This window comes from Ramlibacter sp. (genome assembly GCF_035627355.1).
Taxonomy (GTDB): Bacteria; Pseudomonadota; Gammaproteobacteria; order Burkholderiales; family Burkholderiaceae_C; genus Ramlibacter.
This window is the reverse complement of record NZ_DASPLW010000004.1, coordinates 37,311-62,250: the sequence shown is the minus strand read 5'-3', so window position 1 is coordinate 62,250 and position 24,940 is coordinate 37,311. Positions and strand designations below refer to the sequence as shown.

Below are 24,940 nucleotides of genomic sequence, written 5' to 3'. Positions count from 1 at the left end.
GTAGTTGCGCACGGCCTGCTCGCCCGGCTCGTTCCAGGACAGGTCGGACAGGTGCACCAGGCCGTCGATGCCGGCGGCCAGGCCGACGAACACGCCGAAGTCGGTGATCGACTTGATCGGGCCCTTGACGCGGTCGCCGCGGCGGGTGTTCTGCGCGAACTCCTGCCAGGGGTTGGCCTTGCACTGCTTCATGCCCAGCGAGATGCGGCGCTTGTCCTCGTCGATCTCCAGCACCATGACCTCGACCTCGTCGCCCAGCGACACGATCTTGGAGGGCGCGACGTTCTTGTTGGTCCAGTCCATCTCGGACACGTGCACCAGGCCCTCGATGCCGGGCTCGAGCTCGACGAAGGCGCCGTAGTCGGCGATGTTGGTGACCTTGCCGAACATGCGGGTGCCCTGCGGGTAGCGGCGCGAAACGCCCATCCAGGGGTCGTCGCCCATCTGCTTGAGGCCCAGCGAGACGCGGTTCTTCTCGGTGTCGAACTTGAGGATCTTGGCGGTGATCTCCTGGCCGGCCTGCACCACCTCGCTGGGGTGGCGCACGCGGCGCCAGGCCATGTCGGTGATGTGCAGCAGGCCGTCGATGCCGCCGAGGTCGACGAAGGCGCCGTACTCGGTGATGTTCTTGACCACGCCGCGGACGATGGCGCCTTCCTTCAGCGTCTCCATCAGCTTGGCGCGTTCCTCGCCCATGGAGGCCTCGACCACCGCGCGGCGGCTCAGCACCACGTTGTTGCGCTTGCGGTCCAGCTTGATGACCTTGAATTCCAGGGTCTTGTTCTCGAACGGGGCCAGGTCCTTGATCGGGCGGGTGTCGATCAGCGAGCCGGGCAGGAAGGCGCGGATGCCGTTGACCAGCACCGTCAGGCCGCCCTTGACCTTGCCGCTGGTGGTTCCGGTGACGAATTCGCCGGACTCCAGGGCCTTTTCCAGCGCCATCCACGAGGCCAGGCGCTTGGCCTTGTCGCGCGACAGGATGGTGTCGCCGTAGCCGTTCTCGATGGCGTCGATGGCCACCGAGACGAAATCGCCGACCTGGACTTCGATCTCGCCCTTGTCGTTCTTGAACTCGTCGATCGGCACGTACGCTTCGGACTTCAGGCCGGCGTTGACGACGACGAAGTTGTGCTCGATGCGCACGACCTCGGCGGTGATGACCTCGCCCTGGCGCATTTCGGCGCGCTGGAGCGATTCCTCGAACAGGGCGGCAAAGGATTCAGACATTCGGGTTCCTTGCACGTCGACAGGGTTCCACCACGCACCATTGCGAGGCGTTGCGATTTCGGCGCCAGCCGATTTCGGTTCTTGTGACGGCGGTTGCTTTTGCGGCTTGGGCCGCGGGTTGGTTGATGAACCGCACCGCCAGTGCGCTGCTGCGCGAGAGGGGCGATGCGGGCCGGCTTTCGGCCTTGCGGCCGGTCAGGACGCCGCGAACGGCTGCCTGGCTTCCCACCAGGCCAGCACCTGGGCGACCGAGTCTTCGACCGATTGCTCCGAGTTGTCCAGCAGGAGGGCGTCCTGCGCCGGCTTGAGAGGGGCGACGGCGCGGTTCGCATCGCGCGCATCGCGCGCTTCCAGGTCGGCGCGAAGGGTGTCGATTGTAGGGGCTAAACCCTTTGAAATCAATTGCTTATGGCGGCGCTCGGCCCGCTTGGCGGCGCTGGCCGTGAGGAACACCTTGAGCTGGGCGTCCGGGAAGATCACGGTGCCCATGTCGCGCCCGTCGGCCACCAGCCCGGGCAGCCGCCGGAAGCCCTGCTGCAGCGCCACCAGGGCGGTGCGCACGGCCGGAAGGGCCGAGATGCGGGAGGCGTCCATGCCCACCGCCTCGGCCCGGATGGCGTCGGTCACGTCCTCGCCGTCCAGCAGGATGCTCGCGCCCTCGAAGCGCACCGGCAGCTTCTCGGCCAAGGCGGCGATGCGGTGTTCGTGCGCCTCGTCCAGCGGCAGGCCCGCCCGCACGGCCGCCAGCGCCGTGATGCGGTAAAGCGCCCCGGAGTCCAGGTAGTGGTAGCCCAGCCGCTGGGCGGTGCACGAGGCCAGGGTGCCCTTGCCGGACGCAGTGGGCCCGTCCACGCAGATCACGGGAATGCGCGGGACCGGCAGCTGGGCCACCGAGAACAGGGTCTCGAAGTAGTCCGGGAAGGTCTTGGCCACGCACTTAGGGTCGTCGATGCGCACGTGCGCGCCGGCGGGGTTGAACGCCGCCAGCGAGAAGCACATCGCCATCCGGTGGTCGTCGTAGGTGCGGATGCGGGCCGCCTGCCAGGCCGCGGGCGGCGTGACGCGCAGGAAGTCGGCGCCTTCCTCGACCTCGGCGCCCAGCTTGCGCAGCTCGGCCGCCATGGCGGCGAGCCGGTCGGTTTCCTTGACCCGCCAGCTGGCGATGTTGCGCAGCGTGCTGGGGCCGTCGGCGTACAGCGCCATGACGGCCAGCGTCATGGCGGCATCGGGGATGTGGTTGCAGTCCAGGTCGATCGCCCGGAGCGGCCAGGCGCCGCGGCGGACTTCCACCCAGTTGGGCCCGCTGCTGACCTGCGCGCCCATGGCCTGGGCCGCGTCAAGGAAGCGGATATCGCCCTGGATCGAATCCCGGCCCACGCCGAGGATGCGCACGCCGCTGTCGGAGGCCAGCGCGCCGGCCGCCACGAAGTAGCTGGCCGAGGAGGCGTCGGCCTCCACGTGCAGCTCGGCCGGCGACGCGTAGCGGCTGCCGGCGGGGATGGTGAAGCGCTTCCAGCCGTCGCGGCGCACCGCCACCCCGAAGCGAGCCAGCAGGTTTAGCGTGATCTCCACGTAGGGCCTGGAGATTAGCTCGCCCGCCACCTCGATCACGACGTCCTGCCGCGACACAAGGGGCAGGGCGAGCAGCAGCGCGGTGAGGAACTGGCTGGAGACGTCGCCCCGGACCCGGATCGGCGCGTCCAGCTTCAGCGCCGGCAGGCCGATGCGCAGCGGCGGGTAGCCCTCCTGGCCGAGGTAGGCGATGTCGCAGCCGAGGGGCCGCAGGGCGTCGACCAAGTCGCCGATCGGGCGTTCGTGCATGCGCGGCACGCCGCCCAGCTCGTAGTCGCCGCCCAGGACGGCCAGCGCCGCCGCCAACGGCCGCATGGCCGTGCCGGCGTTGCCGAGGAACAGCTTCGCCTGCGGGGCCGGCCCGCGCGCGCCGAACCCGCTGACGCGCACCGTGCTGCCCTCGATCGCCACGCCGCAGCCGAGCGCCCGCAGGGCGTCCAGCATCACGCGCGTGTCGTCGGAATCCAGCAGGTCGTGCACCACCGTCGTGCCCTCGCACAGGGCGGCGAGCAGCAGCACGCGGTTGGAGATGCTCTTGGAGCCGGGCAGGGCGACCGTGCCGGCGGCCGCGTCCAGCGGGGGGATGTCCAGGAATTCGGTGGCGAACATGGGCGCAGGCCCGGTCAGCCTTTTCGTGCACCCATGCGCCAGCCGGAGCGCATCTGGCTGGCCTGGGCAATCAGTTCCTCCAGCGCCTCGCCGTTGCCGGCCTCGATCAGCGCCTGCATGGCCTGCAGCGTCTGCTGGAAGTACTGGGTCTGCTCCAGCAGCTCCTGCTTGTTGGCCAGCAGGATGTCGCGCCACATCTTGGGCTCGCTGGCGGCGATGCGCGTGAAGTCGCGAAAGCCCGGGCCGGCGAGCGGCAGGAAGTCCTGCCCGTGCGGCTGGGCCGCGATGGCGTTCATCAGGGCGAAGGCGATCAGGTGGGGCAGGTGGCTGACGGCGGCGAAGGCGGAATCGTGCGCTTCCGGCGACATCTGCAACACCTGGCAGCCCAGCGCTTCCCACAGCTCCCTGGCCCGGTTGAGCTGCGCCACCTGGGTGCGCTCGATCGGTGTCAGGATGACCTGCCGGTTGGCGTAGATCTCGGGATCGGCGTGCTCCACGCCCGACGCTTCCTTGCCGGCGATCGGGTGGCAGGGCACGAAGGAGCCGACGTGGTCGCGCAGCACGCGGCGGGCGGCGTCGATCACGTCGCGCTTGGTCGAGCCCACGTCCATGATCAGCATGTCCTTGCTGACCAGGTGGCGGATCGCCTTCAGGGTGGCTTCGGTGGCGGCCACCGGCACCGCCAGCAGCACGATGTCGGCGCCCGAGACGGCCAGCAGGGCCGAGGGCGCCTCGACGTCGATCACGCCGAGCTGGCGCGCCCGTTCGGTGGTGGACGGCGACTTGCTGTAGCCGACCACGCGCTTGACCAGGCCGGCGCGCTTGAGCGCCAGCGCGAAGGATCCGCCCATGAGGCCGCAGCCGATCAGGCCCAACTGCTCGAACATGCTCTGTTGACTCCGCCGCCGGCTCAGTCGCCGGCCGGGTAAGTGCCCAGCACCTTGTAGAAGGCGCACAGGCGCTGCAGGTCGGCCAGCGCGGCCGCGACATGCGGCTGCGAGGGATGGCCCTGCACGTCGATGAAGAAGAAGTATTCCCACTGGCCCGAGCGGGCCGGGCGGGACTCGAAACGCGTCATGGACACGCCATGCTGCTTGAGCGGCACCAGGATGTCGTGCACGGCGCCCGGCCGATTGGGCACGGATACCACCAGGCTGATGCAGTCCTTGCCCGAGGCCTGCGGCGCCTCCAGCGTCTGCGGCAGGCAGATCACGGCGAAGCGGGTCCGGTTGAAGGCCTCGTCCTGGATCGCGTGGGCGGCGATGTGCAGCCCGAACTCGCTGCCGGCCCGCTCGCCGGCGATGGCTGCCCAGTTCGGGTGCTGCGCGGCCAGACGGGCGCCTTCGGCGTTGCTGGCGACCGCGCGCCGCTCGACGTCGGGCATGTGCTGGCCCAGCCAGTCCTGGCACTGGGCCAGCGCCTGCGGGTGGGCCAGCACGGCCTCTATGCCCTCGAGCGAGTTCTCCTTGCGCAGCAGGTGATGGCGCACCAGCAGGCTGACCTCGCCGACGATGTGCAGCGGCGAGGTGAGCAGCAGGTCGAGCGAGCGCGTGACCACGCCCTCGGTGCTGTTTTCCACCGGCACCACGCCGAAGTCGGCCGTGCCGGCGGTGGCGGCCTGGAACACCTCGTCGAAGCTGACGCAGGGCACGTGCTGGATGCTGGAGCCGAAGAACTGCACGGCCGCCTGCTCGCTGAAGGTGCCGGCCGGCCCCAGGTAGGCGACGCGCTGCGGCGCTTCCAGCGCGCGGCAGGCCGACATGATCTCGCGCCAGATGGTGGCGACGTTCTGCGGCTTGAGCGGCCCGGCGTTGCGCTGCTGCAGGCCCTGGATGACCTGGGCCTCGCGTTCCGGCCGGAACACCGGCGAGCCCTCCGCGCGCTTGAGCTCGCCGACCTCGTTGGCCAGCGCTGCCCGACGGTTGAGCAGGTCCAGCAGCTCGCGGTCGGTCGCGTCGATCTCGGAGCGCAGCTGCGCCAGGTCGCGTGGCATTCGGGGTCAGCCTTCGCTGCCGCCGTTGGCCGCGTCGGGCGCTTCGGCCTCGCCGCCCTGCGCGTCGTTCTCGACGATGCGCTGCAGGCCGCTGAGCTTGGAGCCGTCGTCCAGGCTGATCAGCGTGACCCCCTGGGTGGCGCGGCCGAGTTCGCGGATCTCGCTGACGCGCGTACGCACCAGCACCCCACGGTCGGTGATCAGCATGATCTCGTCCTCGGCGTGCACCAGCGTGGCGGCCACGACCTTGCCGTTGCGCTCGCTCTGCTGGATGGCGATCATGCCCTTGGTGCCGCGGCCGTGACGGGTGTACTCGGTGATCGGGGTGCGCTTGCCGTAGCCGTTCTCGGTGGCCGTCAGCACGCTCTGGAGTTCGTCCTCGGCCACCAGCATGGCGATCACGCTCTGGCCCTCCTCCAGGTTCATGCCGCGCACGCCGCGCGCGTTGCGGCCCATGGGGCGCACGTCGTTCTCGTCGAACCGCACGGCCTTGCCGCCGTCGGAGAACAGCATCACGTCGTGCTGGCCGTCGGTGAGCGCGGCACCGACCAGGTAGTCGCCTTCATCGAGGTCGACGGCGATGATGCCGGCCTTGCGCGGGTTGCTGAATTCGTCCAGCGCCGTCTTCTTGACCGTGCCCATGGACGTGGCCATGAAGACGTAGTGGTCGGCCGGGAAGCTGCGGAACGCGCCGGTGAGCGGCAGCACCACGTTGATCTTCTCGCCCTCGGCCAGCGGGAACATGTTGACGATGGGCCGCCCGCGCGAGCCGCGCGAGCCGGCCGGCACCTCCCAGACCTTGAGCCAGTAGAGCCGGCCGCGGTTGGAGAAGGCCAGCAGGTAGTCGTGGGTGTTGGCGATGAAGAGCTGGTCGATCCAGTCGTCTTCCTTGGTCGAGGTCGCCTGCTTGCCGCGGCCGCCGCGCCGCTGGGCCCGGTACTCGGACAGCGGCTGGCTCTTGATGTAGCCGGTGTGGCTGAGCGTGACCACCATGTCGGTGGGCGTGATCAGGTCCTCGGTCGCCAGGTCCTGCGCGTTGTGCTCGACCACGCTGCGGCGCGCGCCCAGCTTGGTCTGGCCGAACTCCTGCTTCAGCGCGGTGAGTTCCTCGCCGATGATGGTCGAGACGCGGGACGGCTTGGCCAGGATGTCGAGCAGGTCGTCGATCTCGGCCATGACTTCCTTGTACTCGGCCACGATCTTGTCCTGCTCCAGGCCGGTCAGGCGCTGCAGCCGCATCTGCAGGATCTCCTGCGCCTGCGTGTCCGACAGCCGGTACAGGCCGTCGCCCTGCATGCCGTACTCGCGGTCCAGGCCCTCGGGCCGGTAGTCGTCGGCGTTGACCGTGGTGCCGTCCTCGCGGGCGCGGGTGAGCATCTCGCGCACCAGCTGGCTGTCCCAGCTGCGCGTCATCAGCTCGGCCTTGGCCACCGGCGGGGTGGGCGACTCGCGGATGATGCGGATGAACTCGTCGATGTTGGCCAGCGCGACGGCCAGGCCTTCCAGCACGTGGCCGCGATCGCGCGCCTTGCGCAGGTTGAACACCGTCCGGCGGGTGACCACCTCGCGGCGGTGTTGCAGGAAGATGTCGACCAGGTCCTTCAGGTTGCACAGCTTGGGCTGGCCGTCGACCAGCGCGACCATGTTGATGCCGAAGGTGTCCTGCAGCTGGGTCTGCTTGTAGAGGTTGTTGAGGACCACCTCGGGCACTTCGCCGCGCTTGAGCTCGATCACCAGCCGCATGCCGGACTTGTCGCTCTCGTCCTGGATGTGGCTGATGCCCTCGATCTTCTTCTCGTTGACCAGCTCGGCCATGCGCTCCTGCAGCGTCTTCTTGTTGACCTGGTAGGGGAGCTCGTCGACGATGATGGCCTGCCGCTGGCCGCGGTCGATGTCCTCGAAGTGGCACTTGGCCCGCATCACGACCTTGCCGCGGCCGGTGCGGTAGCCCTCCTTGACGCCGTTGATGCCGTAGATGATCCCGGCGGTGGGGAAGTCGGGCGCGGGCACGATCTCCATCAGCTCGTCGATGGACGCCTCAGGGTTCTTCAGCAGGTGCAGGCAGGCGTCGACCACCTCGTTGAGGTTGTGCGGCGGGATGTTGGTGGCCATGCCCACCGCGATCCCGCCCGAGCCGTTGACCAGCAGGTTGGGCAGTCGGCTGGGAAGAACCAGTGGTTCCTTCTCGCTGCCGTCGTAGTTGGGACCGAAATCGACCGTCTCCTTGTCGATGTCGGCCAGCATCTCGTGCGCGATCTTGGCCAGCCGGATCTCGGTGTAGCGCATGGCGGCGGCGTTGTCGCCGTCGACCGATCCGAAGTTGCCCTGCCCGTCCACCAGCATGTGGCGCATGGAGAAGTCCTGCGCCAGCCGCACGATGGTGTCGTAGACCGACTGGTCGCCGTGCGGGTGGTACTTGCCGATCACGTCGCCGACGATGCGCGCCGACTTCTTGTACGGGCGGTTCCAGTCGTTGTTCAGCTCGTGCATCGCGTACAGAACACGCCGATGCACCGGTTTCAATCCGTCACGCGCATCCGGCAGCGCCCGCCCCACGATTACGCTCATGGCGTAGTCGAGGTAGCTCCGCCGCATCTCCTCCTCGAGGCTGACGGGCAGGGTTTCTTTCGCGAATTGGGTCATGCGGGAGGGGTGGGCGAGGCGCTGAAACAGGCCATTTTACGCGGCGGGAAGGCCTGTCGCGCACCCGCAACACAGGGCCGGCAATTGCGGTTTTGTCCTACGGGACGCCCCAATGGCGCCGATTGAACGTGTAAGGACGTGTGGCACAATCGACCGGACGTTTTCGGTGAATGGTCACCTGAATCGTAGTTTTCTCGCCGCCCGGCTGCGGCTTTTTCCCCAAGAGGAGAACCATGAAGAAACTGAACCAAGTCGCGCTGATGTTTGCCGCCGCTGCGCTGGCCACCGCCGCGGGGGCGCAGACTCGCGTGACCGCTGCCAATGGGGGCCCTCAGGTTGACAACTGGGCGAACGGCACCGGTGAGCTGGTCTGGAAGAACGGCACCAACGAACTGTGCTGGCGCGATGCGAGCTGGACCCCCGCCACCGCCGTGAAGGGTTGCGACGGCGCCCTGGTTCCGCCGCCGCCCCCGCCGCCGCCCGCTCCGGCCGCGCAACCGGCTCCCCCGCCGCCTCCGGCCGCCCGTCCCGCGCCCGCACCGCAGCCGCCGGCCGCCACCAAGGTGACCTACGCCGCCGACACCTTCTTCGACTTCGACAAGGCCGTGCTGAAGCCGGAAGGCCGCGCCAAGCTCGACGACCTGGTCAGCAAGGTCAAGGACATCAACCTGGAAGTGGTGATCGCCGTCGGCCACACCGACTCGATCGGCGCCAACGCCTACAACCAGCGTCTGTCGGTGCGCCGCGCCGAAGCCGTGAAGGCCTACCTGGTCTCCAAGGGCATCGAGAAGAACCGCGTGTACACCGAAGGCAAGGGCGAAGCCCAGCCGGTGGCCGACAACCGCACCCGCGAAGGCCGCGCCAAGAACCGCCGCGTGGAAATCGAGGTGGTGGGTACCCGCTCCAACCGGTAAGCCTCCGGCGAACTGGAACAAAGGCCCGGCTAGCCGGGCCTTTTCCTTTTGGCCCGCATTCGCGGGCAAGATCCGGCCATGACCACGAGCAGCAGCAGCCTGAACGCCGACCCGGCCGAACTGGCCAAGTTCTCCGAACTGGCCCACCGCTGGTGGGACACCGAGAGCGAATTCCGCCCCCTGCACCAGATCAACCCGCTGCGGCTGGGCTGGATCGAATCCTGCGTGCCGCTCGCCGGCAAGCGGGTGCTGGACGTGGGCTGCGGCGGCGGCATCCTGGCCGACGCCATGGCGCGGCGCGGCGCCCAGGTGCTGGGCATCGACTTGTCCACCAAGGCGCTGCGGGTCGCGCAGCTGCACGCGCTGGAAGCGGGCACGCCGGACGTCCAGTACCGGGAAGTGAGCGTCGAGGCGCTTGCCCTGGAGCAGCCCGAATCCTTCGATGCGATCACCTGCATGGAGATGCTGGAGCACGTGCCCGACCCGGGCTCCGTGGTGCGCGCCTGCGCCGACCTGGTCAAGCCCGGTGGCTGGGTCTTCTTCTCCACCCTGAACCGCAATCCCAAGGCCTTCCTGCTGGCGATCGTCGGTGCGGAGTACGTCCTGAACCTGCTGCCGCGCGGCACCCACGAATACCTCAAGTTCATCCGCCCGAGCGAGCTGGCGTCCTTCTGCCGCCCGGCCGGGCTGGAGTGGGTGAACACCCGCGGGCTGGGCTACAACCCGCTGCTGCGCCGCTACCACCTGAGCAGCGACACCTCGGTCAACTACCTCGTGGCCACGCGACGTGGCTAGCCGGTTCGAAGGCATCCGGGCCGTGCTGTTCGACCTGGACGGCACGCTGATCGACAGCGCCCCGGACCTCGGTGGTGCCGCCGACCACATGCGCACCGCGCGCGGCCTGCCGTCGCTGCCACTGGAACGCTACCGCCCCATGGCCGGTGCCGGTGCGCGCGGCATGCTGGGCGTCGCCTTCGGCATCACGCCCGAACATGCCGACTTCCCGGCGCTGCGCGAGGAGTTCTTCCGCGCCTACGAGCAGCGCATGACGGCGAATACCACGATCTTCGAGGGCGTGTCCCGGCTGGTGGCGGAAATCGTCGGCCGGGGCCTGGCCTGGGGCGTGGTCACCAACAAGTCCATGCGCTTCACGGGGCCTCTCACGCAGGCCATGCCCCTGTTCGCCAGTGCCGGCGCCATCGTCGGCGGCGACAGCACGCCCTTTTCCAAGCCGCATCCCGAGCCCCTGCTGGAGGCGGCCCGGCGGCTGGCCTTGCCGCCGTCCGCATGCGTCTACGTGGGCGACGACGAGCGTGACATGACTGCCGGCCGTGCCGCCGGCATGCCGACCGTGGCGGCCACCTACGGCTACCTCGGCGGTACGGCCGACGTGGACCGCTGGAACCCGGATGCGCGGATTTCTTCGCCGCTGGAACTGCTCCCGCTCTTGAAGTCGGGCGACCCGTCCTAAAATACGAGGTCCTGGGGCTGCACCGGTTTCGACGTGGGTTCGGACACGCAGCAGGGCATGTCGAGGTTCAGTCACCTCGTTAATCCGCTGAAACAAAGTAACTGCAAACGACGAACGTTTCGCACTCGCCGCTTAAACACCGGTGAGCCTCACAACAGTTGGCCTATGGGCTGGGCAAGGGGCGCAAGCTCCCGGCTGTGAGGGAATCCACATGGGCTGGTCCCGATCCGGGTGCCTTGGACCGGGACGAGAAAATAGGGCACTGGCGGCCGGCATAGCGTGCGTCTGCGCGATGACGGTGGCGAGATCCAAACCAGAACGCTAAACATGTAGAACTGCCCGGAGAAGGCTTGCGGACGCGGGTTCAATTCCCGCCAGCTCCACCATTCACCCACGAGGCCGCCACGCGCGGCCTCGCTCTTTTCAGCAGCTTCCCGCCCGGTACCTCCTTCACGCTCGACGCGCGTGCGGCCCCGGATTAGCGGCCGGTGTACGCTTAGTTCATGTACGTGTATCCATGGGATCGAGATGCCGCCTGCGACCCCCCGTGATGCCGCCACCGTCGTGGTGGTGCGCGAAGCCGCCTGCGCCGGGCTCGAGGTGCTGCTGCTGCAGCGCGCCGAGCGCGGCGACCACAACAGCGGTGCCTGGGTGTTCCCGGGTGGCCTGGTCGATCCCGGCGACCGCGCCGATCCGGCGCTGGCCTTCCAGCGGGCCGCCGTGCGCGAATGCTTCGAGGAGTGCGGCATCCTGCTGGCGCGAGACGGCGGCGGGTCCTGGCCGTCGCTGGACGCCGGGGTCCGCGCAGAGCTGGCGGCCCTGCGCCCGCGCGTGGCGAGCGGGGAGCTCGGCTTCGAGGCCGTGTGCCAGCGCTTCGGCCTGCAGCCCTCGTACGGCGCGCTTCACTTCATCGCCCACTGGCTCACGCCCATGGGCCGCGCCAAGCGCTTCGACACGCGGTTCTTCCTCGCGCTGGTGCCACCCGGCCAGGAAGCGCTGCATGACGCCCGCGAGACGCTGGGCCACGTGTGGATCGCGCCGGCCGAGGCGCTGTCGCCCCGCAACTCGCGTCGCCTGATGACGCCGACCCGGGCCACGCTCGAGCAACTGCTGCCCTTCGATTCGGCACAGGCGCTGCAGGACTGGGCGGCGCAGCTCCGAACGGTCGAGCGCATCCTCCCACGGCTGGGCGTGGATGCTGGCGGCGTGCGGCCCGTGCAGCCGCACGAACCTGCCTATGAGGAGATCGGCAAGCTGGACCCGGATGGCCGCGCCGACGTGTGGTGCGAACTGCGGCCCGGCATGGAAGTGCGGCTCGGTCACCATGTCACGCGCGTGATGGGCGAGGACGGAGCCAACCGCTACTTCGTCGATGGCTCCGAGGTCGATCCGTCCCGCCCGACGGTGATCGCGGAGGACCGCATTGCCATCGCGCCGGACCCCGACGCGCTGCCGCCGGCACTGCGCGGCGCGGCCGACTGGATCGCACCACCGCGCGGGTTCCTGCGGCGGCTCGGGTCCACCAGCGCCGGATAGCAATTCGAGAAATCCAGGTTGCGCTGCCATTGAGGCCGCGAAGGTCCATGCAGGCGCAGTGTCCAGGTTTGGACAAACCTCGCGAGCCGCCCTGGCCTGACCCGCGCGTCGCTCACGTGCCCGACGGCGTCCCCGCCACCCAGCGCAGTCCCTTGCCACGGCTGAAGTAGTAGTCCCCTTGCGGGCTGATGACCACGGCGCGCAGCGCCGCCGGATCGGAGAAGTAGCGCCAGCCGTGGCTGCGTTCGTCCGGGCCGGAGGGATTGGGCACCACCCGCATGCCCGACCGGGCGCCGTCACCGGATCGGGTGTCGGCCGCGCGCTGGCGGTCCTGGTCTTTCGCGGCATCGTCATCGCCGGCCAGGGCCGGGCTGCCGGCAAAGGCGGCGAGCAGGCCGATGGAAGCGAGCAGGGCGGTGGTTGGCATGGTGGACTCCTTGGATGGGGATGCAGTCACGGTGCAACTGTGCACGCAGTTTGCGCAGGCGGTACTGAATCGGCGATGAAGGGTGCGTTCAGCGGCTGTTCACGGGCCACCGGGCGGTCGGCGGTGGATCACCGGCTGGCGGCCTGGGCCGCCAGGTGCTCCACCAGCAGCTGCGCCGCCGGCGTGAGCTGCCGGGCATCGCGGTAGAACAGCGCGAAGCGGCGCTGCGCCCAGGCATCGGTGAGCGGGATCACGCGCAGGCCGTAGCTCGTGGCATAGGGTTCGGCGGCCTCCAGCGGCATGACGCTGATCGCCAGGCGCGCGCGCACCACCCGCATCGCGGCATCGAAATTCGACACGATCACGCGGAAGTTCAGGCGCCGCCCCTGCTCGGCGGCAGCGCGCATCAGCATCACCTCGACGGCGCTGTTCACGGGCAGGCCCACGTGCTCCCAGTCCAGGGACTCGGCGAAGGCCACCGCCGGGCGGGCCGCCAGCGGATGCTGTTCGTGCACCACGATCGCCAGGTGGTCCTGGCGGTAGGGACGCGACTGCAGGCCCCGCACGGTGACCGCGTCCCAGCAGATGCCGACCGAGGCCAGCCCGTCGCGGATGCCCCGGACCACCTCGGTGCTGACCCGCTCCTCGATGTCCACCCGGATGCCGGCATGGGCCGGATGCTGCAGGAAGGCCGCGACGTCGTCCGCGAGCGACTCGGCCATCACCGAGGCGCTCGCCAGCACCCGCACCTGCCCGCGCACGCCGCCGGCGAAGGCGGCCATGTCGCGCTCGATGCGCTGCGCGCCCAGCAGCATGCCGCGCGCGTGCTCCAGCAGGGCCTCGCCGGCGCCGGTGGGCACGATGCCCTGGCGTCGCCGCACCAGCAGCGGCGTGCCGAGTTGCGCCTCCAGCGCCGTCAGGCGCTTGCTCACCGCGCTGCCTACCATGTGGGCCTGGTCCGCCGCCCGCGCGATGCTGCCGGTTTCGCAGACGGCCACGAACAGCCGCAAGGTGGTGAAGTCGAGATCGCGCATCGGTGAAAGCCCGCAGATTTCGTTCCGGTTGGGAACGCCAAGGGTGCCCAAATACCGCCTACAGGTGTATTCGGGAAACCTACACTGCGTTTCAAGCCGCGCTGCCCTGCACGGCATGGTGTTGTCCGGAGTGCGCCCTTGAACATCCCTTCGACCCCCGTCGTCATCCGCGAAGTCGGCCTGCGCGACGGCCTGCAGAGCATCGCCCGGGTCCTGCCGACCGAACACAAGCTCGAATGGGTGCGCGCGGCCTACGACGCGGGCCAGCGCGAAATCGAGGTCGGCTCCTTCGTGCCGGCGCGGCTGCTGCCGCAGCTGGCCGACACCGCCGAACTGGTGGCTTTCGCCAAGACCCTGCCGGGCCTGGTCACCTCGGTGCTGGTGCCCAACCTCAAGGGCGCCGAACGTGCCCTCGAAACCGGCGCCGACCTGATGCTGCTGCCGCTGTCGGCCAGCCATGCCCACAGCCTGGCGAACCTGCGCAAGACCCCCGACGAAGCGGTGGCCGACATCGGCCGGATCCGCGCCGCCCGCGATGCCGCCGGCTCGCGTTGCCGGATCGAGGTGGGCATCAGCACCGCCTTCGGCTGCACCATCCAGGGCCGGGTCGAGCCGGCCGAGGTGCTGCGGCTGCTGCAGGCGGCGCTGGATGCCGGGGCCGACCGTGTCGGGCTGGCCGATACCGTGGGCTATGCCGATCCGCGCATGGTCGGCGAGCTGTTCGAGGCCGGCTTCAAGGTGGCCGGCGATCGCCTGGCCTGCGGCCACTTCCACGACACGCGCGGGCTGGGCATCGCCAACGTGATGGCGGCGCTGCAGGCCGGCATCACCCGCTTCGACGCCTGCCTGGCCGGCATCGGCGGCTGCCCGCATGCGCCGGGCGCCAGCGGCAACGTGAGCACCGAGGACCTGGCCTACCTGTTCGCCAGCATGGGGCTGCCGACCGGGCTCGACATCCCGCGCCTGCTGGCGCTTCGCGCGCGCGTTGCACAGTGGCTGGAAGGCGAAACCCTGCACGGCACGCTGTGGCGGGCCGGGCTGCCCAGGACGATGCAGCCGGCGGAGGCCCAGGCATGAGCGAAGCCAGGCCACAGCCGCCGCAACCGCTGGCCGGACTGCGGGTCGTCGAGTTCACCCACATGGTCATGGGCCCCACCTGCGGCATGGTGCTGGCCGACCTGGGGGCCGAGGTGATCAAGGTCGAGCCGATCGACGGCGACCGCACGCGCCGGCTGCTGGGTGCGGGCGCCGGCTTCTTCCCCATGTTCAACCGCAACAAGAAGAGCATCGCGATCGACCTGCACAAGCCCGAGGGTGCCGAGGTGGCGCGCAAGCTCGCGGCCAGCGCCGATGTGGTGGCGGAGAACTTCAAGCCCGGCACCATGGCCAAGTACGGCCTGGACTACGCCGCGCTCTCGCAGGTGAACCCACGGGTGATCTACGTGGCGCACAAGGGCTTCCTGCCCGGTCCTTACGAGCACCGCACGGCGCTCGACGAGGTGGTGCAGATGATGGGCGGGCTGGCCTACATGACCGGCCGCCCCGGCGACCCGCTGCGCGCCGGCACGAGCGTCAACGACATCATGGGCGGCCTGTTCGGCGCCATCGGCGCGATGGGCGCACTGATCCAGCGCGGCATCACCGGCCGCGGCATGGAGGTGCAGAGCGCGCTGTACGAGAACAACGTGTTCCTGGTCGGCCAGCACATGCTGCAGTACGCGCTGACCGGCAAACCGGCGGCGCCGCTGCCGGCGCGCGACAACCCCTGGGCGGTGTACGACGTGTTCACCGTCAAGGACGGCGAACAGATCTTCCTGGCGGCGGTGAGCGATGCGCAGTGGACGCAGTTCTGCCGCATCCTGGGGCTGGAGGACCTGGCCGCCGACCCGGCGCTCGCGACCAACAACGACCGCGTGCGGGCCCGGCCCAAGCTGCTTCCGCTGCTGCGCGAGCGGCTGGCGCATCGCAGCGCGGCCGAGCTGGCGACGCTGATGGAGCAGGCCGGCCTGCCGTTCGCGCCGATCCGCCGGCCCGAGGACCTGTTCGACGACGAGCACCTGCTGGCCACCGGCGGCCTCGCGGACGTGCGCCTGCCCGACGGGCCGCGTGCCGGCGAGGCGGTGAAGACCACGCTGATCCCGATCACGCTGGACGGCACGCGCCTGGGCGTGCGGCTCGATCCGCCGCGTGCCGGCCAGAATACCGACGAGTTGCTGGAGGGGCTGGGCTACGGCGCTTCCGACATCCAGGCCCTGCACGCCGCAAGAGCGGTGGCCTGAAACCTTTCCCGACCATCCCAAGAAGGAGACATGCGATGAACCGAATCCACATCCCCGCCCGCCGCAGCCTGCTCGCGGCCGCGCTGGCCGCCGGCCTGGGCGCCCCGGCCTTCGCTGCCGACTTCACCATGCGCATCAGCCACCAGTTCCCGCCGACCCACCACACGGCGCTGAACCTGGCCCAGTTCGAGAAGGACGTGGAGGCCGCCACCAACGGCCGGGTCGACGTGCAGATCTTCGGCGCGGCGCAACTGTTCAAGCCGAACCAGAACCACCCGGCGGTGGCCAGCGGGAAGGTCGAGGCGGCGGCGATCCTGAACTTCCAGTGGGGCGGCACCATCCCCGAGATGAGCGTGACCATCATCCCGTACCTGATGACGTCGGTCGCCAAGCAGAAGGCCTTCATGGGCTCGGACGCGGCCAAGCTGCTGGACGCCAAGATGGCGGAGCGCGGGGTGAAGAACATCGCCTGGATCGTCGACACCAACGACGGCATCTTCACCTCGGCCAAGAAGCCGCTGGTGGCGCCGGCCGACTTCCAGGGCCTGAAGATCCGCGGCCTGAACAAGCTGTTCGACGCCGGCCTGTCGGCCATGGGCGCGCAGCCCTCGGCCATGCCCGGCTCCGAGGTGTACCAGGCGCTGCAGACCGGCGTGCTGGATGCCGGCTTCACCGGCGTGAAGGCGGCCAACAGCCGCAAGTTCTACGAGGTGCAAAAGTACGGCGTCGCCTCCAACATCATCCTGGCCTTCGACAACCTGGTGGTGAACCCGAAGTGGTGGGACGGCCTGCCGGCCGACGTGCGCGGCGAGATCCAGAAGGCCGCCGACAAGGCGGTGCAGCGCTCCATCCGGCAGGAGGACGGCGTGCCGCCGGAGGACGTGAAGGTGCTCAACGAGAAGGGCATGGAGGCCATCGCGCTGACCAAGGCACAGGAGAAGGCGATGGCCGACGCCATGCAGCCGGCGGTCAAGAAGGCCTTCCTGGCCGAGACCGGCGCCGACGGCGAGAAGCTGCTGCAGCTGGTCGACAAGCTCTGAAGCGGCGGGCCGCATGCACGATTCGGTGATGAGCAGTCCGCGCGCGGCGCGCGCGGAGAGCCCGGCCCTGCGCATCCTCAGCCAGGCGGTGGCGTTCCTGTCGGCCGGCGCCATGGCGCTGTCGGCGGCGGGCACGCTGCTGTCGCTGGCCCTGATCGGCTGGGCGGTGGTGATGCGCTACTTCTTCAACGCCGCGCCGGTGTGGGTGGATGAAGTGGTCGGCTTCCTGCTGGTGGGGATCGTGCTGCTTGCCGCCGCCCAGACCTTCCGCCGTGGCGAGCACATCGGCGTCGACATCCTGGTGGAGCAGTTGCCGCCCACGGGCCGGCGCTGGGCGCTGGCCTGGGCGGCCTTCGTCTCGGGCGTGGTGGCGGTGGTGCTGATCGTCAACGGCTGGCAGACCGCCGAGCTGGCCCGCACCCTGGGCCTGGTGACCGAGGGCCACCTGGAGTGGCCGACCTGGTGGCTGATGCTGTTGATGCCGGTGGGCGGCGCGCTGCTGCTGCTGGCGGCGGTGGAGGCGGCGTGGCGCGCCTGCACCGGCCAGGTGCTGAGCTTCAAGTCGCCGCACGCGCAGGACCTGCCCAAGGACACCCCATGACCATCGCCCTGCTGTTCGCAGGACTGCTCCTGCTGCTGTTCACCGGCCTGCCGATCTTCGCCGGCCTGGCCGTCTTCGGCGGCGGGTTGCTGCTGGCGACCCAGGGCGAACTGGGCTCCGTGACCGAGGTCATGTTCGGCGAGATGAACCGCTACCTGCTGGTGGCGATCCCGCTGTTCGCCTTCATGGCCTACGTCATGATCCGCAGCCGCATCGTGGACGACCTGTACCAGACGGCGTACACGCTCACGCGCCACCTGCCGGGCGGCCTGGGCATCGCCACCATCCTGGCCTGCACCATCTTCGCCGCCATCTCGGGCTCCAGCGTCGCCACGGCGCTGACCATCGGCGCGGTCGCCATCCCGCAGATGATCCGCTTCGGCTACGACCCGCGCGCCGCCTACGGGTTGGTCGCCGCGGGCGGCACGCTGGGCATCCTGATCCCGCCTTCGGGACCCATGATCCTGTACGGCGTGACCACCGACACCTCCATCGGCGGCCTGTTCATGGCCGGCCTCGTCCCCGGCCTGGTGATGGCGGGCGTCTTCATCGCCTGGAGCATGGTGACCACGGCGCTCAAGCACCGCCACATCGAGCGCGAGCCGCGCGCCAGCTTTCGCGAGGCGATGGCCTCCATCCGCAAGTCGGCCTGGGCGCTGTCGCTGCCGGTGTTCGTGCTGGGCGGCATGTATGCCGGCATCTTCACGGCCACCGAGGCCGCCGCCGCCGGCGCCTGGCTGGCCCTGTTCGTCGGGGTGGTGATCTACCGCACCCTGGGGCTGCGGGACATCTGGGACGCGGCGATCGACGCCAGCCGGATCTCGGCCATGCTGTTCATGATCCTGGCGGGCGCCTCGGTGTTCGGGCACGTGCTGACCAAGCTGCGCATCCCGCAGCAGATCGTGGAAGCGGTGACCGCGGCCGACATCGGCGTGACCGGCTTCCTGGTCGTGATGATGGGGCTGATCTTCGTGCTGGGCATGTTCCTGGAATCGATCGCGATCATCCTGATCACCACGCCGGTGATCCTGCCGGTGATGCACCACCTGGGCATCAACCCGATCTGGTACGGGGTGCTGCTGGTGATCAACCTGGAACTGGCGCAGATCACGCCGCCGGTCGGCATGAACCTGTTCACCATCAAGGCGATCACGCAGGCACCCATGGGCGCCATCGTGCGCGGCTCGGCGCCCTACGTGCTGCTGATGATCGTGGTGCTGGCGATGGTCATGCTGTGGCCGCAGATCGCGCTGTGGTTGCCGGGCACCATGAAGGGTTGACCGGCCCCGCGGCCGGCTAGAGCTTCCAGGCGACCACGGCCAGCACGGTGAAGCCGGCCACCGCGATGGCGGCGTGCACCAGCATCAGCCAGACGGGCAGTGCGCGCTGGCGCCAGTGAAAGGCCAGGTTCAGCACCAGGCCGCCGCCGGCCGCCAGCAGCAGCAGGACGGTGCCGGCCCAGGCGGCCTGCGGCAGGCTGGCGGCGAAGCCCACGACCAGCAGCAGGGCCAGCCCGGAGGCGGCGAACACGCCGTGCATCATGGCGAGCAGCGGCGGCGGGTGCGGACGGCCGGCGAAGCGGGTGCCCGCCATCGCGAGGCCGCCGAGGGCCGCGATCGCCAGCAGGACGACGGCGGTGCGCACCAGGACATGGACATCCATGAGACTCCTCCTCCAGTGGACGACAGGGCCACTGGCGGGTTGGACGCGCGGCGTTACGAAAAGTGACAGATGGGGTGTCCGGGCATACTGCCCGCCCCATGGAGTTGCAGCAGATCCTTTTCAGCCAGGGCTTCGGGACCCGGCGCGTGTGCGCGGGACTGGTGCAGCAGGGATTGGTCAGCGTGGCCGGGCAACCGTGCACGGACCCGGGCGCCGAATTCGAGCCTGATGGCCTGCACTTCACCGTCCAGGGACAGGCCTGGACCTGGCACGAGAAGGCCTACGTGCTGCTGCACAAGCCGGTCGGCTACGAGTGCTCGCAGCGCCCCTCGGCCTGGCCCAGCGTGTACACCCTGCTGCCGGCGCCGCTGCGCCAGCGGCCGCAGCGACAGGGCACGCCGGGCGTGCAGGCGATCGGTCGACTGGACCAGGACACCACCGGGCTGCTGCTGCTGAGCGACGATGGTGCCTTCATCCACCGCATGAGCTCGCCCAAGCGGCACGTGCCCAAGGTCTACGAGGTCACCGCCCGGCACCCCATCGATGACGCCCTGTTGCAGCGGCTGCTCGATGGGGTGGTGCTGGACGACGACCCGCGGCCGGTTCGTGCCGCCGCCTGCGAGCGCCTGTGCAGCCACCGGCTCGCCCTGACGCTGACCGAGGGCAAGTACCACCAGGTCAAGCGCATGGTGGCCGCGGCCGGCAACCGGGTGGAGCAGCTGCACCGCTCTCGCATCGGCGGCCTCGAACTGCCGGCCGACCTGGCGCCCGGGCAGTGGAAGTGGCTGGAGGCAGGGGACCTGGCGCGGCTGCAGGGCGGCTGAAAGCCGCGGCCCGGCTCAGTCGCGGCCGGCCAGGAATTCGACGATCCGGCGCGTGACCGCTTCCGGCTGGTCGCGGTGCGGCGAGTGGCCGCAGTCCGGCAGCACGGCCATCTCGAACGGCCCGCGGGTGGGGGCGATCTCCTCGATCTGGCGCAGCGTGCCGTAGGCGTCGTCCACGCCCTGGATCGCCAGCACCGGCACCTCGATGCCCCGGCAGTCCTCGCGGATGTCGAAATCGCGGAAGCGTGGGTCCAGCCAGGCATCGTTCCATTGCCAGAACGCCACGTCGACGTCGGCGTGGAAGCGGGCCAGCCGCTCGCGCAGGCCCTGGCGCTCATAGGCCTCGCGGGCCTGGGCGATCGACTGCACGGAGATGTCCTCCACGATCACGTGCGGGGCCATCACCACGCAAGCCGATTGCGGATGGCGACTGGCGTGCAGCAGGGCGATGCTGCCGCCATCGGAGTGGCCCAGCAGCACGGGGGCCTGCAGGTCCAGCGCCTGCAGCAGGGCGGGCAGCACCTCGAAGGCTTCCCGGTGCATGTAGTCCGGCTCCAGCCGGCCGGCGCCGCGCACGTCGGGGATCGGGTCCGACTGCCCATAGCCTCGGCGCGAATACACGATGCCGGCGCGGCCGGTGGCCGCGCACAAGCGGGCCGGCCAGTCGCGCCACATGGCCACCGATCCCAGTCCTTCGTGCAGGAACACGATGGGTTGCCGCCCGCCGGGGCCGGCGATGCGCAGGACTTCCAGCCCCACGCCATTGACTTCGATGCGATCCATCGCGGCGATGTTACGGGAGCACGCGATCCGCACGCGGGTGCCGGCGAAGGCGAGGGCGGCGGCCTGCCGCTAGCATTGCGCCCATGAGCGACATCCCCGAGTTCGGCCTGGTCATCGTCGGCGACGAGATCCTCTCGGGCAAGCGGGCCGACAAGCACCTGCCCAAGGTCATCGAACTGCTGGGGGCGCGCGGCCTGCAGCTGGCCTGGGCCGACTACGTGGGCGATGCGCCCGCGCGCATCACCGCCACGCTGCGCCGCGCCTTCGACTCCGGCGCCGTGGTGTTCTCCTGCGGCGGCATAGGCGCCACGCCGGACGACCACACGCGCCAGTGCGCCGCGGCGGCCCTGGGCGTCCCGCTGCACCTGCACCCGGAGGCCGAGGTCCTGATCCGCCAGCGCATGCAGGACGTCGCGCGCGAACAGGGCGTGCCCTATGACCCGGACCGGCCGGACAACGTGCACCGGCTGAACATGGGCGTGTTCCCGCAGGGCGCCCGCATCATCCCGAACCCGTACAACCGGATCCCGGGCTTCAGCGTGGGCCAGGTGCACTTCCTGCCGGGCTTCCCGGTGATGGCGTGGCCCATGATCGAGTGGGTGCTGGACCGGCAGTACGCACACCTGTTCCGGCAGGGCGCCTGGCTGGAGCGCTCGGTGATCGTCTTCGGCGCCATGGAGGCCGCCTTGACGCCGCTGATGGAGCAGCTGGAGCGCGACCATCCGGCGATCCGGGTGTTCAGCCTGCCCAGCGTGGACCACCCGGAGTACGGGCGCCACATCGACCTGGGGGTCAAGGGCGAGCCGGCGGCGGTGGCCGCCGCCTACGCCCAGCTGCTGGACGGCCTGAAGGCCCTGGACGCCCGCCTGGGCCCCGAATTGGTGCGTTAGCATCCGCGCACCAGGACGGCGCAGCCTGAATGCACCGATACGGTGCACAACTCATCCTTCGCTGGGCCAGGAGTCGAGGCCAAGGCCGGGCGCCGGGCGGGTGGACGCCCCGCAAGCGTGCCGGCGCCACGCACCAGCTTTGGCACAGAACCTGCATTCCCTGCCCCGTCCATTCGCAACGAACCATCCAACCGGAGAAACCAGATGGCAGCCAAGAACGTCGCCGACGTCATGAAGATGGTGAAGGAGAACGAGGTCAAGTTCGTCGACTTCCGCTTCACCGACACCCGCGGCAAGGAGCAGCACGTCACCGTGCCCGTGTCCCATTTCGACGAAGACAAGTTCAGCTCGGGCCATGCCTTCGACGGCTCCTCGGTGGCCGGCTGGAAGGGCATCGAGGCCTCCGACATGCTGCTGATGCCTGACCCCGAGACCGCCAACATCGACCCCTTCTTCGAAGAGACCACGTTGATCCTGTCGTGCGACGTGCTGGAGCCCGGCGACGGCAAGGCCTACGACCGCGACCCGCGCTCCATCGCCAAGCGCGCCGAGGCCTACCTGAAGGCCAGCGGCCTGGGCGACACGGCCTTCTTCGGCCCGGAGCCCGAGTTCTTCATCTTCGACGACGTGCGCTGGAACGCGGGCCCGAGCGGCTGCTTCGTCGAGATCGACGAGTACGAGGCGCCCTGGAACACCGGCAAGAAGATCGAGGGCGGCAACAAGGGCCACCGGCCGACCACCAAGGGGGGCTACTTCCCGGTGCCGCCGATCGACAGCACCCAGGACATGCGCGCCGAGATGTCGCTGATCCTCGAGCAGATGGGCATCCCGGTCGAGGTGTTCCACCACGAGGTGGCCGGCGCCGGCCAGAACGAGATCGGCACCAAGTTCAACACCCTGGTGCGCCGCGCCGACTGGAGCCAGCTGCAGAAGTACGTGATCCAGAACGTCGCCAACGCCTACGGCAAGACCGCGACCTTCATGCCCAAGCCCATCGTGGGGGACAACGGCTCCGGCATGCACGTGCACCAGTCGGTGTGGAAGGAGGGCAAGAACCTGTTCGCCGGCGACGGCTACGCGGGCCTGTCGGACTTCGCCCTGTACTACATCGGCGGCATCATCAAGCACGCCCGCGCGCTGAACGCCCTCACCAACCCCGGCACCAACAGCTACAAGCGCCTGGTGCCCGGCTTCGAGGCACCCGTCAAGCTGGCCTACAGCTCGCGCAACCGCTCGGCGTCCATCCGCATCCCCTACGTGGCCAACCCCAAGGGCCGCCGGATCGAGTGCCGCTTCCCGGATCCGCTGATGAACCCCTACCTGGGCTTCGCGGCCATGCTGATGGCGGGCCTGGACGGGGTGGAGAACAAGATCCACCCGGGCGAGGCCGCCACCAAGGACCTGTACCACCTGCCGCCGGAAGAGGACGCGAAGATCCCGACCGTCTGCCACAGCCTGGACCAGGCCCTGGACTACCTGGACAACGACCGTGCCTTCCTGACCAAGGGCGGGGTGTTCAGCGACACCATGATCGATGCCTACATCGAGCTGAAGATGGGCGAGGTGCAGCGCTTCCGCATGACCACCCACCCGATCGAGTTCGACATGTACTACAGCCTGTAAGGCCGCATCGCTCCGGCGCAAGCCGGGCCGGGGGGTGTCGTCCCCCCGTCGCTCCAAAGCGCCGCCGATGCGGTGCTTTGTGCTTTTTGCCTTGCAAATCATGAGCTTGCCTTGCAATCCTCATCGGTTGCGCCATACTGGCAGGCCGTCCTGGGCCCAGCCCGCCCGTGGAGCCTTCCCGATGAAGTCCGCCCTCACTGTCTCGCTTGCCGTCCTGCTCGCCGCCTCCGCGGCGCAGGCGCAGGGCACGCGCATCTACCGCTGCGGCAACACCTACACCAACGACGCCGCCCAGGCCCAGGCCCAGGGCTGCAAGCTGGTCGAGGGCGGCAACGTGACGGTGGTGGAGGGCACCAAGGTCAATTCGCAGGCCACCGTGCGGGTGGCCTCGGTGCCGACCGCGCCGGCGGCGGCCCAGCCCGGCCAGAAGGTGGACTCGGCCGAGCAGAAGGCGCGCGACGCCGACGCCCGCCGCATCCTGGAAGCCGAGCTGAAGAAGGCCGAGGCCCGCAAGGCCGAGCTGGCCAGGGAATGGAACAACGGCGAGCCCGAGAAGATGGGCCCGGAGCACCGCAACCACCAGAAATACCTGGACCGCGTGGCCGAGCTGAAGGCCTCCATCGCCCGCAACGAGAGCGACATCGGCGGCCTGCAGCGCGAGCTCTCCCGGCTGGGCGGCTCGACCACCGCGTCCAAATGACGCCTTGACGGCGACCCGCTCCCCCAAGCCGTCCGCCTCGCGCCAGGCCCGCTTCCAGGCCTTCGACCTGCTCGCCACCTTGGTGGCCGTCGTCGGCGCCGACGGCACCGTGCTGTTCGCCAACGCCGCGCTGGAGGACGCGCGCGGCCTGTCGCGCCGCAGCCTGCAAGGCTCGGCCTTCCCCGACTCCTTCACCGAGCCGCAGCTGCTGCGCACCGCGTTGGCGGGCGCCGGCAGCAACGAGTTCGCCACCCTGCGCTACGAGGCCGGCCTGCTGCGGCAGGGCGCCGACCCGCTGCCGGTGCACGTGGTGGTGGCGCAGACCGACCGCAAGGGCGAGGTGGTGGTGGAGCTGCTGCCGCTGGAGCAGCAGGCCCGCCAGGAGCGCGAACAGCGGCTGCTGGACCAGTCGCAGGCCAACAAGGAGCTGGTGCGCAACCTCGCCCACGAGATCCGCAACCCGCTGGGCGGCATCCGCGGCGCGGCCCAGTTGCTGGAGATGGAGGTCCAGGGCAAGGACCTGAAGGAATACACCCGCGTCATCGTGCACGAGGCCGACCGGCTGCAGGCGCTGGTCGACCGGCTGCTGGACCCGCACCGGCGCGCCCACGTGGTCGGCGACGTCAACATCCACGAGGTCTGCGAGCGGGTGCGCTCGCTGGTGCTGGCCGAATTCCCGCGCGGCCTGTCCGTGGTGCGCGACTACGACGCCTCGCTGCCGGAATTCCGCGGCGACCGCGAGCAGCTGATCCAGGCCGTGCTGAACATCGCGCACAACGCCTGCCAGGCGCTGGCCGAGCGCATCGCGGCCGGCGACGCGCAGATCGTGCTGCGCACCCGGGTGGCCCGCCAGGTCACTTTCGGCCGCCAGCGCTACCGGCTGGCACTGGAATTGCATGTGATCGACAACGGGCCGGGCGTGCCCCCGTCGCTCGAGGACCGCATCTTCTACCCGCTGGTGTCGGGGCGGGAGGGCGGCTCGGGACTGGGGCTGACGCTGGCGCAGACGATCGTGCAGCAGCACCATGGCCTGATCGAATGCGACAGCGTCCCGGGCAGGACCGATTTCAAGATCCTGATCCCGTTGCCCTGAACCGCCGCCGGAGCCACCG

Annotated in this window: 23 protein-coding genes and 1 other RNA gene; 15 read left to right on the top strand and 9 right to left on the bottom strand. The window is 69.6% G+C overall.

Annotation, left to right across the window (positions count from 1 at the left end; genetic code table 11):
- From rpsA to gyrA, 5 genes are all read right to left on the bottom strand, one after another.
- Positions 1–1,227 (bottom strand): 30S ribosomal protein S1 (gene rpsA / locus VEC03_RS01170; protein WP_324912295.1); only part of this gene is annotated, 1,227 nt, incomplete at its 3' end.
- A gap of 195 nt (positions 1,228–1,422) precedes the next feature.
- Entirely contained in the window at positions 1,423–3,408 is a 1,986-nt protein-coding gene (locus VEC03_RS01165; protein WP_324912294.1) for a bifunctional 3-phosphoshikimate 1-carboxyvinyltransferase/cytidylate kinase, read from the bottom strand.
- Between the two features lie 14 nt (positions 3,409–3,422).
- Positions 3,423–4,295, bottom strand: coding sequence for a prephenate dehydrogenase (locus VEC03_RS01160; protein WP_324912293.1), 873 nt, complete (start codon positions 4,293–4,295; stop codon positions 3,423–3,425).
- A 23-nt stretch (positions 4,296–4,318) separates the two neighbouring features.
- Positions 4,319–5,401 carry a prephenate dehydratase gene (gene pheA / locus VEC03_RS01155; RefSeq protein ID WP_324912292.1) on the bottom strand — a complete coding sequence of 361 codons (1,083 nt, stop codon included), beginning with the start codon at positions 5,399–5,401 and terminating at the stop codon, positions 4,319–4,321.
- Positions 5,402–5,407: 6 nt separating this feature from the next.
- Positions 5,408–8,044: a DNA gyrase subunit A gene (gyrA, locus tag VEC03_RS01150; protein WP_324912291.1), complete on the bottom strand. Its 2,637-nt coding sequence runs from the start codon at positions 8,042–8,044 to the stop codon at positions 5,408–5,410.
- Positions 8,045–8,277: 233 nt separating this feature from the next.
- Between gyrA and ompA the strand changes: the two genes are divergently transcribed.
- The 5 genes from ompA to VEC03_RS01125 all read left to right on the top strand — a co-directional run bounded on the left by ompA (position 8,278) and on the right by VEC03_RS01125 (position 11,965).
- The gene (gene ompA / locus VEC03_RS01145; RefSeq protein WP_324912290.1) at positions 8,278–8,958 is read left to right on the top strand and encodes an outer membrane protein OmpA; all 681 of its coding nucleotides are present in this window, start codon (positions 8,278–8,280) and stop codon (positions 8,956–8,958) included.
- A gap of 78 nt (positions 8,959–9,036) precedes the next feature.
- Positions 9,037–9,753, top strand: a complete 717-nt coding sequence (ubiG, locus tag VEC03_RS01140; RefSeq protein WP_324912289.1) for a bifunctional 2-polyprenyl-6-hydroxyphenol methylase/3-demethylubiquinol 3-O-methyltransferase UbiG — start codon at positions 9,037–9,039, stop codon at positions 9,751–9,753.
- The gene (locus VEC03_RS01135; protein WP_324912288.1) at positions 9,746–10,429 is read left to right on the top strand and encodes an HAD-IA family hydrolase; all 684 of its coding nucleotides are present in this window, start codon (positions 9,746–9,748) and stop codon (positions 10,427–10,429) included. The genes ubiG and VEC03_RS01135 overlap by 8 nt, the downstream gene beginning before the upstream one ends.
- Before the next feature lie 13 nt (positions 10,430–10,442).
- Positions 10,443–10,815, top strand: a transfer-messenger RNA (tmRNA) gene (ssrA, locus tag VEC03_RS01130).
- 142 nt (positions 10,816–10,957) lie between these two features.
- Entirely contained in the window at positions 10,958–11,965 is a 1,008-nt protein-coding gene (locus VEC03_RS01125) for an NUDIX hydrolase (RefSeq protein ID WP_324912287.1), read from the top strand.
- 112 nt (positions 11,966–12,077) lie between these two features.
- Here the strand turns inward: VEC03_RS01125 and VEC03_RS01120 are convergent, their stop codons facing one another.
- Positions 12,078–12,392 (bottom strand): hypothetical protein, encoded by a 315-nt coding sequence (locus VEC03_RS01120; protein ID WP_324912286.1) that lies wholly within the window; start codon positions 12,390–12,392, stop codon positions 12,078–12,080.
- A gap of 128 nt (positions 12,393–12,520) precedes the next feature.
- Positions 12,521–13,426: a LysR family transcriptional regulator gene (locus tag VEC03_RS01115; protein WP_324912285.1), complete on the bottom strand. Its 906-nt coding sequence runs from the start codon at positions 13,424–13,426 to the stop codon at positions 12,521–12,523.
- Between the two features lie 138 nt (positions 13,427–13,564).
- Between VEC03_RS01115 and VEC03_RS01110 the strand changes: the two genes are divergently transcribed.
- The 5 genes from VEC03_RS01110 to VEC03_RS01090 are packed head-to-tail and all read left to right on the top strand — an operon-like array spanning position 13,565 to position 18,626.
- The gene (locus VEC03_RS01110; RefSeq protein WP_324912284.1) at positions 13,565–14,503 is read left to right on the top strand and encodes a hydroxymethylglutaryl-CoA lyase; all 939 of its coding nucleotides are present in this window, start codon (positions 13,565–13,567) and stop codon (positions 14,501–14,503) included.
- A complete protein-coding gene (locus VEC03_RS01105) occupies positions 14,500–15,705 on the top strand; it encodes a CaiB/BaiF CoA-transferase family protein (protein WP_324912283.1) in 1,206 nt (401 codons plus the stop codon). Before VEC03_RS01110 ends, VEC03_RS01105 begins: the two co-directional genes overlap by 4 nt.
- A gap of 35 nt (positions 15,706–15,740) precedes the next feature.
- Positions 15,741–16,745 carry a TRAP transporter substrate-binding protein DctP gene (gene dctP / locus VEC03_RS01100; RefSeq protein WP_324912282.1) on the top strand — a complete coding sequence of 335 codons (1,005 nt, stop codon included), beginning with the start codon at positions 15,741–15,743 and terminating at the stop codon, positions 16,743–16,745.
- Between the two features lie 28 nt (positions 16,746–16,773).
- Positions 16,774–17,346 (top strand): TRAP transporter small permease, encoded by a 573-nt coding sequence (locus VEC03_RS01095; protein ID WP_324912281.1) that lies wholly within the window; start codon positions 16,774–16,776, stop codon positions 17,344–17,346.
- Positions 17,343–18,626, top strand: a complete 1,284-nt coding sequence (locus VEC03_RS01090; protein WP_324912280.1) for a TRAP transporter large permease — start codon at positions 17,343–17,345, stop codon at positions 18,624–18,626. Before VEC03_RS01095 ends, VEC03_RS01090 begins: the two co-directional genes overlap by 4 nt.
- Before the next feature lie 16 nt (positions 18,627–18,642).
- On the opposite strand, the gene VEC03_RS01085 is transcribed toward VEC03_RS01090, so the two are convergent.
- Positions 18,643–19,008 (bottom strand): hypothetical protein, encoded by a 366-nt coding sequence (locus VEC03_RS01085; protein ID WP_324912279.1) that lies wholly within the window; start codon positions 19,006–19,008, stop codon positions 18,643–18,645.
- A gap of 98 nt (positions 19,009–19,106) precedes the next feature.
- Here VEC03_RS01085 and VEC03_RS01080 point away from each other — a divergent pair, with 98 nt between their 5' ends.
- On the top strand, positions 19,107–19,832 hold the full coding sequence (locus tag VEC03_RS01080) for a 16S rRNA pseudouridine(516) synthase (RefSeq protein WP_324912278.1): 726 nt from the start codon (positions 19,107–19,109) through the stop codon (positions 19,830–19,832).
- Between the two features lie 15 nt (positions 19,833–19,847).
- On the opposite strand, the gene VEC03_RS01075 is transcribed toward VEC03_RS01080, so the two are convergent.
- Positions 19,848–20,615 (bottom strand): alpha/beta hydrolase, encoded by a 768-nt coding sequence (locus VEC03_RS01075; protein ID WP_324912277.1) that lies wholly within the window; start codon positions 20,613–20,615, stop codon positions 19,848–19,850.
- Positions 20,616–20,698: 83 nt separating this feature from the next.
- On the opposite strand from VEC03_RS01075, the gene VEC03_RS01070 reads away from it, so the two are divergent.
- The 4 genes from VEC03_RS01070 (at position 20,699) to glnL (ending at position 24,921) form a co-directional block, all read left to right on the top strand.
- Entirely contained in the window at positions 20,699–21,505 is an 807-nt protein-coding gene (locus VEC03_RS01070) for a competence/damage-inducible protein A (RefSeq protein ID WP_324912276.1), read from the top strand.
- Positions 21,506–21,709: 204 nt separating this feature from the next.
- On the top strand, positions 21,710–23,128 hold the full coding sequence (gene glnA / locus VEC03_RS01065) for a type I glutamate--ammonia ligase (protein WP_324912275.1): 1,419 nt from the start codon (positions 21,710–21,712) through the stop codon (positions 23,126–23,128).
- Between the two features lie 181 nt (positions 23,129–23,309).
- On the top strand, positions 23,310–23,828 hold the full coding sequence (locus VEC03_RS01060; protein ID WP_324912274.1) for a hypothetical protein: 519 nt from the start codon (positions 23,310–23,312) through the stop codon (positions 23,826–23,828).
- A gap of 4 nt (positions 23,829–23,832) precedes the next feature.
- The gene (gene glnL, locus VEC03_RS01055) at positions 23,833–24,921 is read left to right on the top strand and encodes a nitrogen regulation protein NR(II) (protein ID WP_324912273.1); all 1,089 of its coding nucleotides are present in this window, start codon (positions 23,833–23,835) and stop codon (positions 24,919–24,921) included.
- Positions 24,922–24,940: the final 19 nt, after the last annotated feature.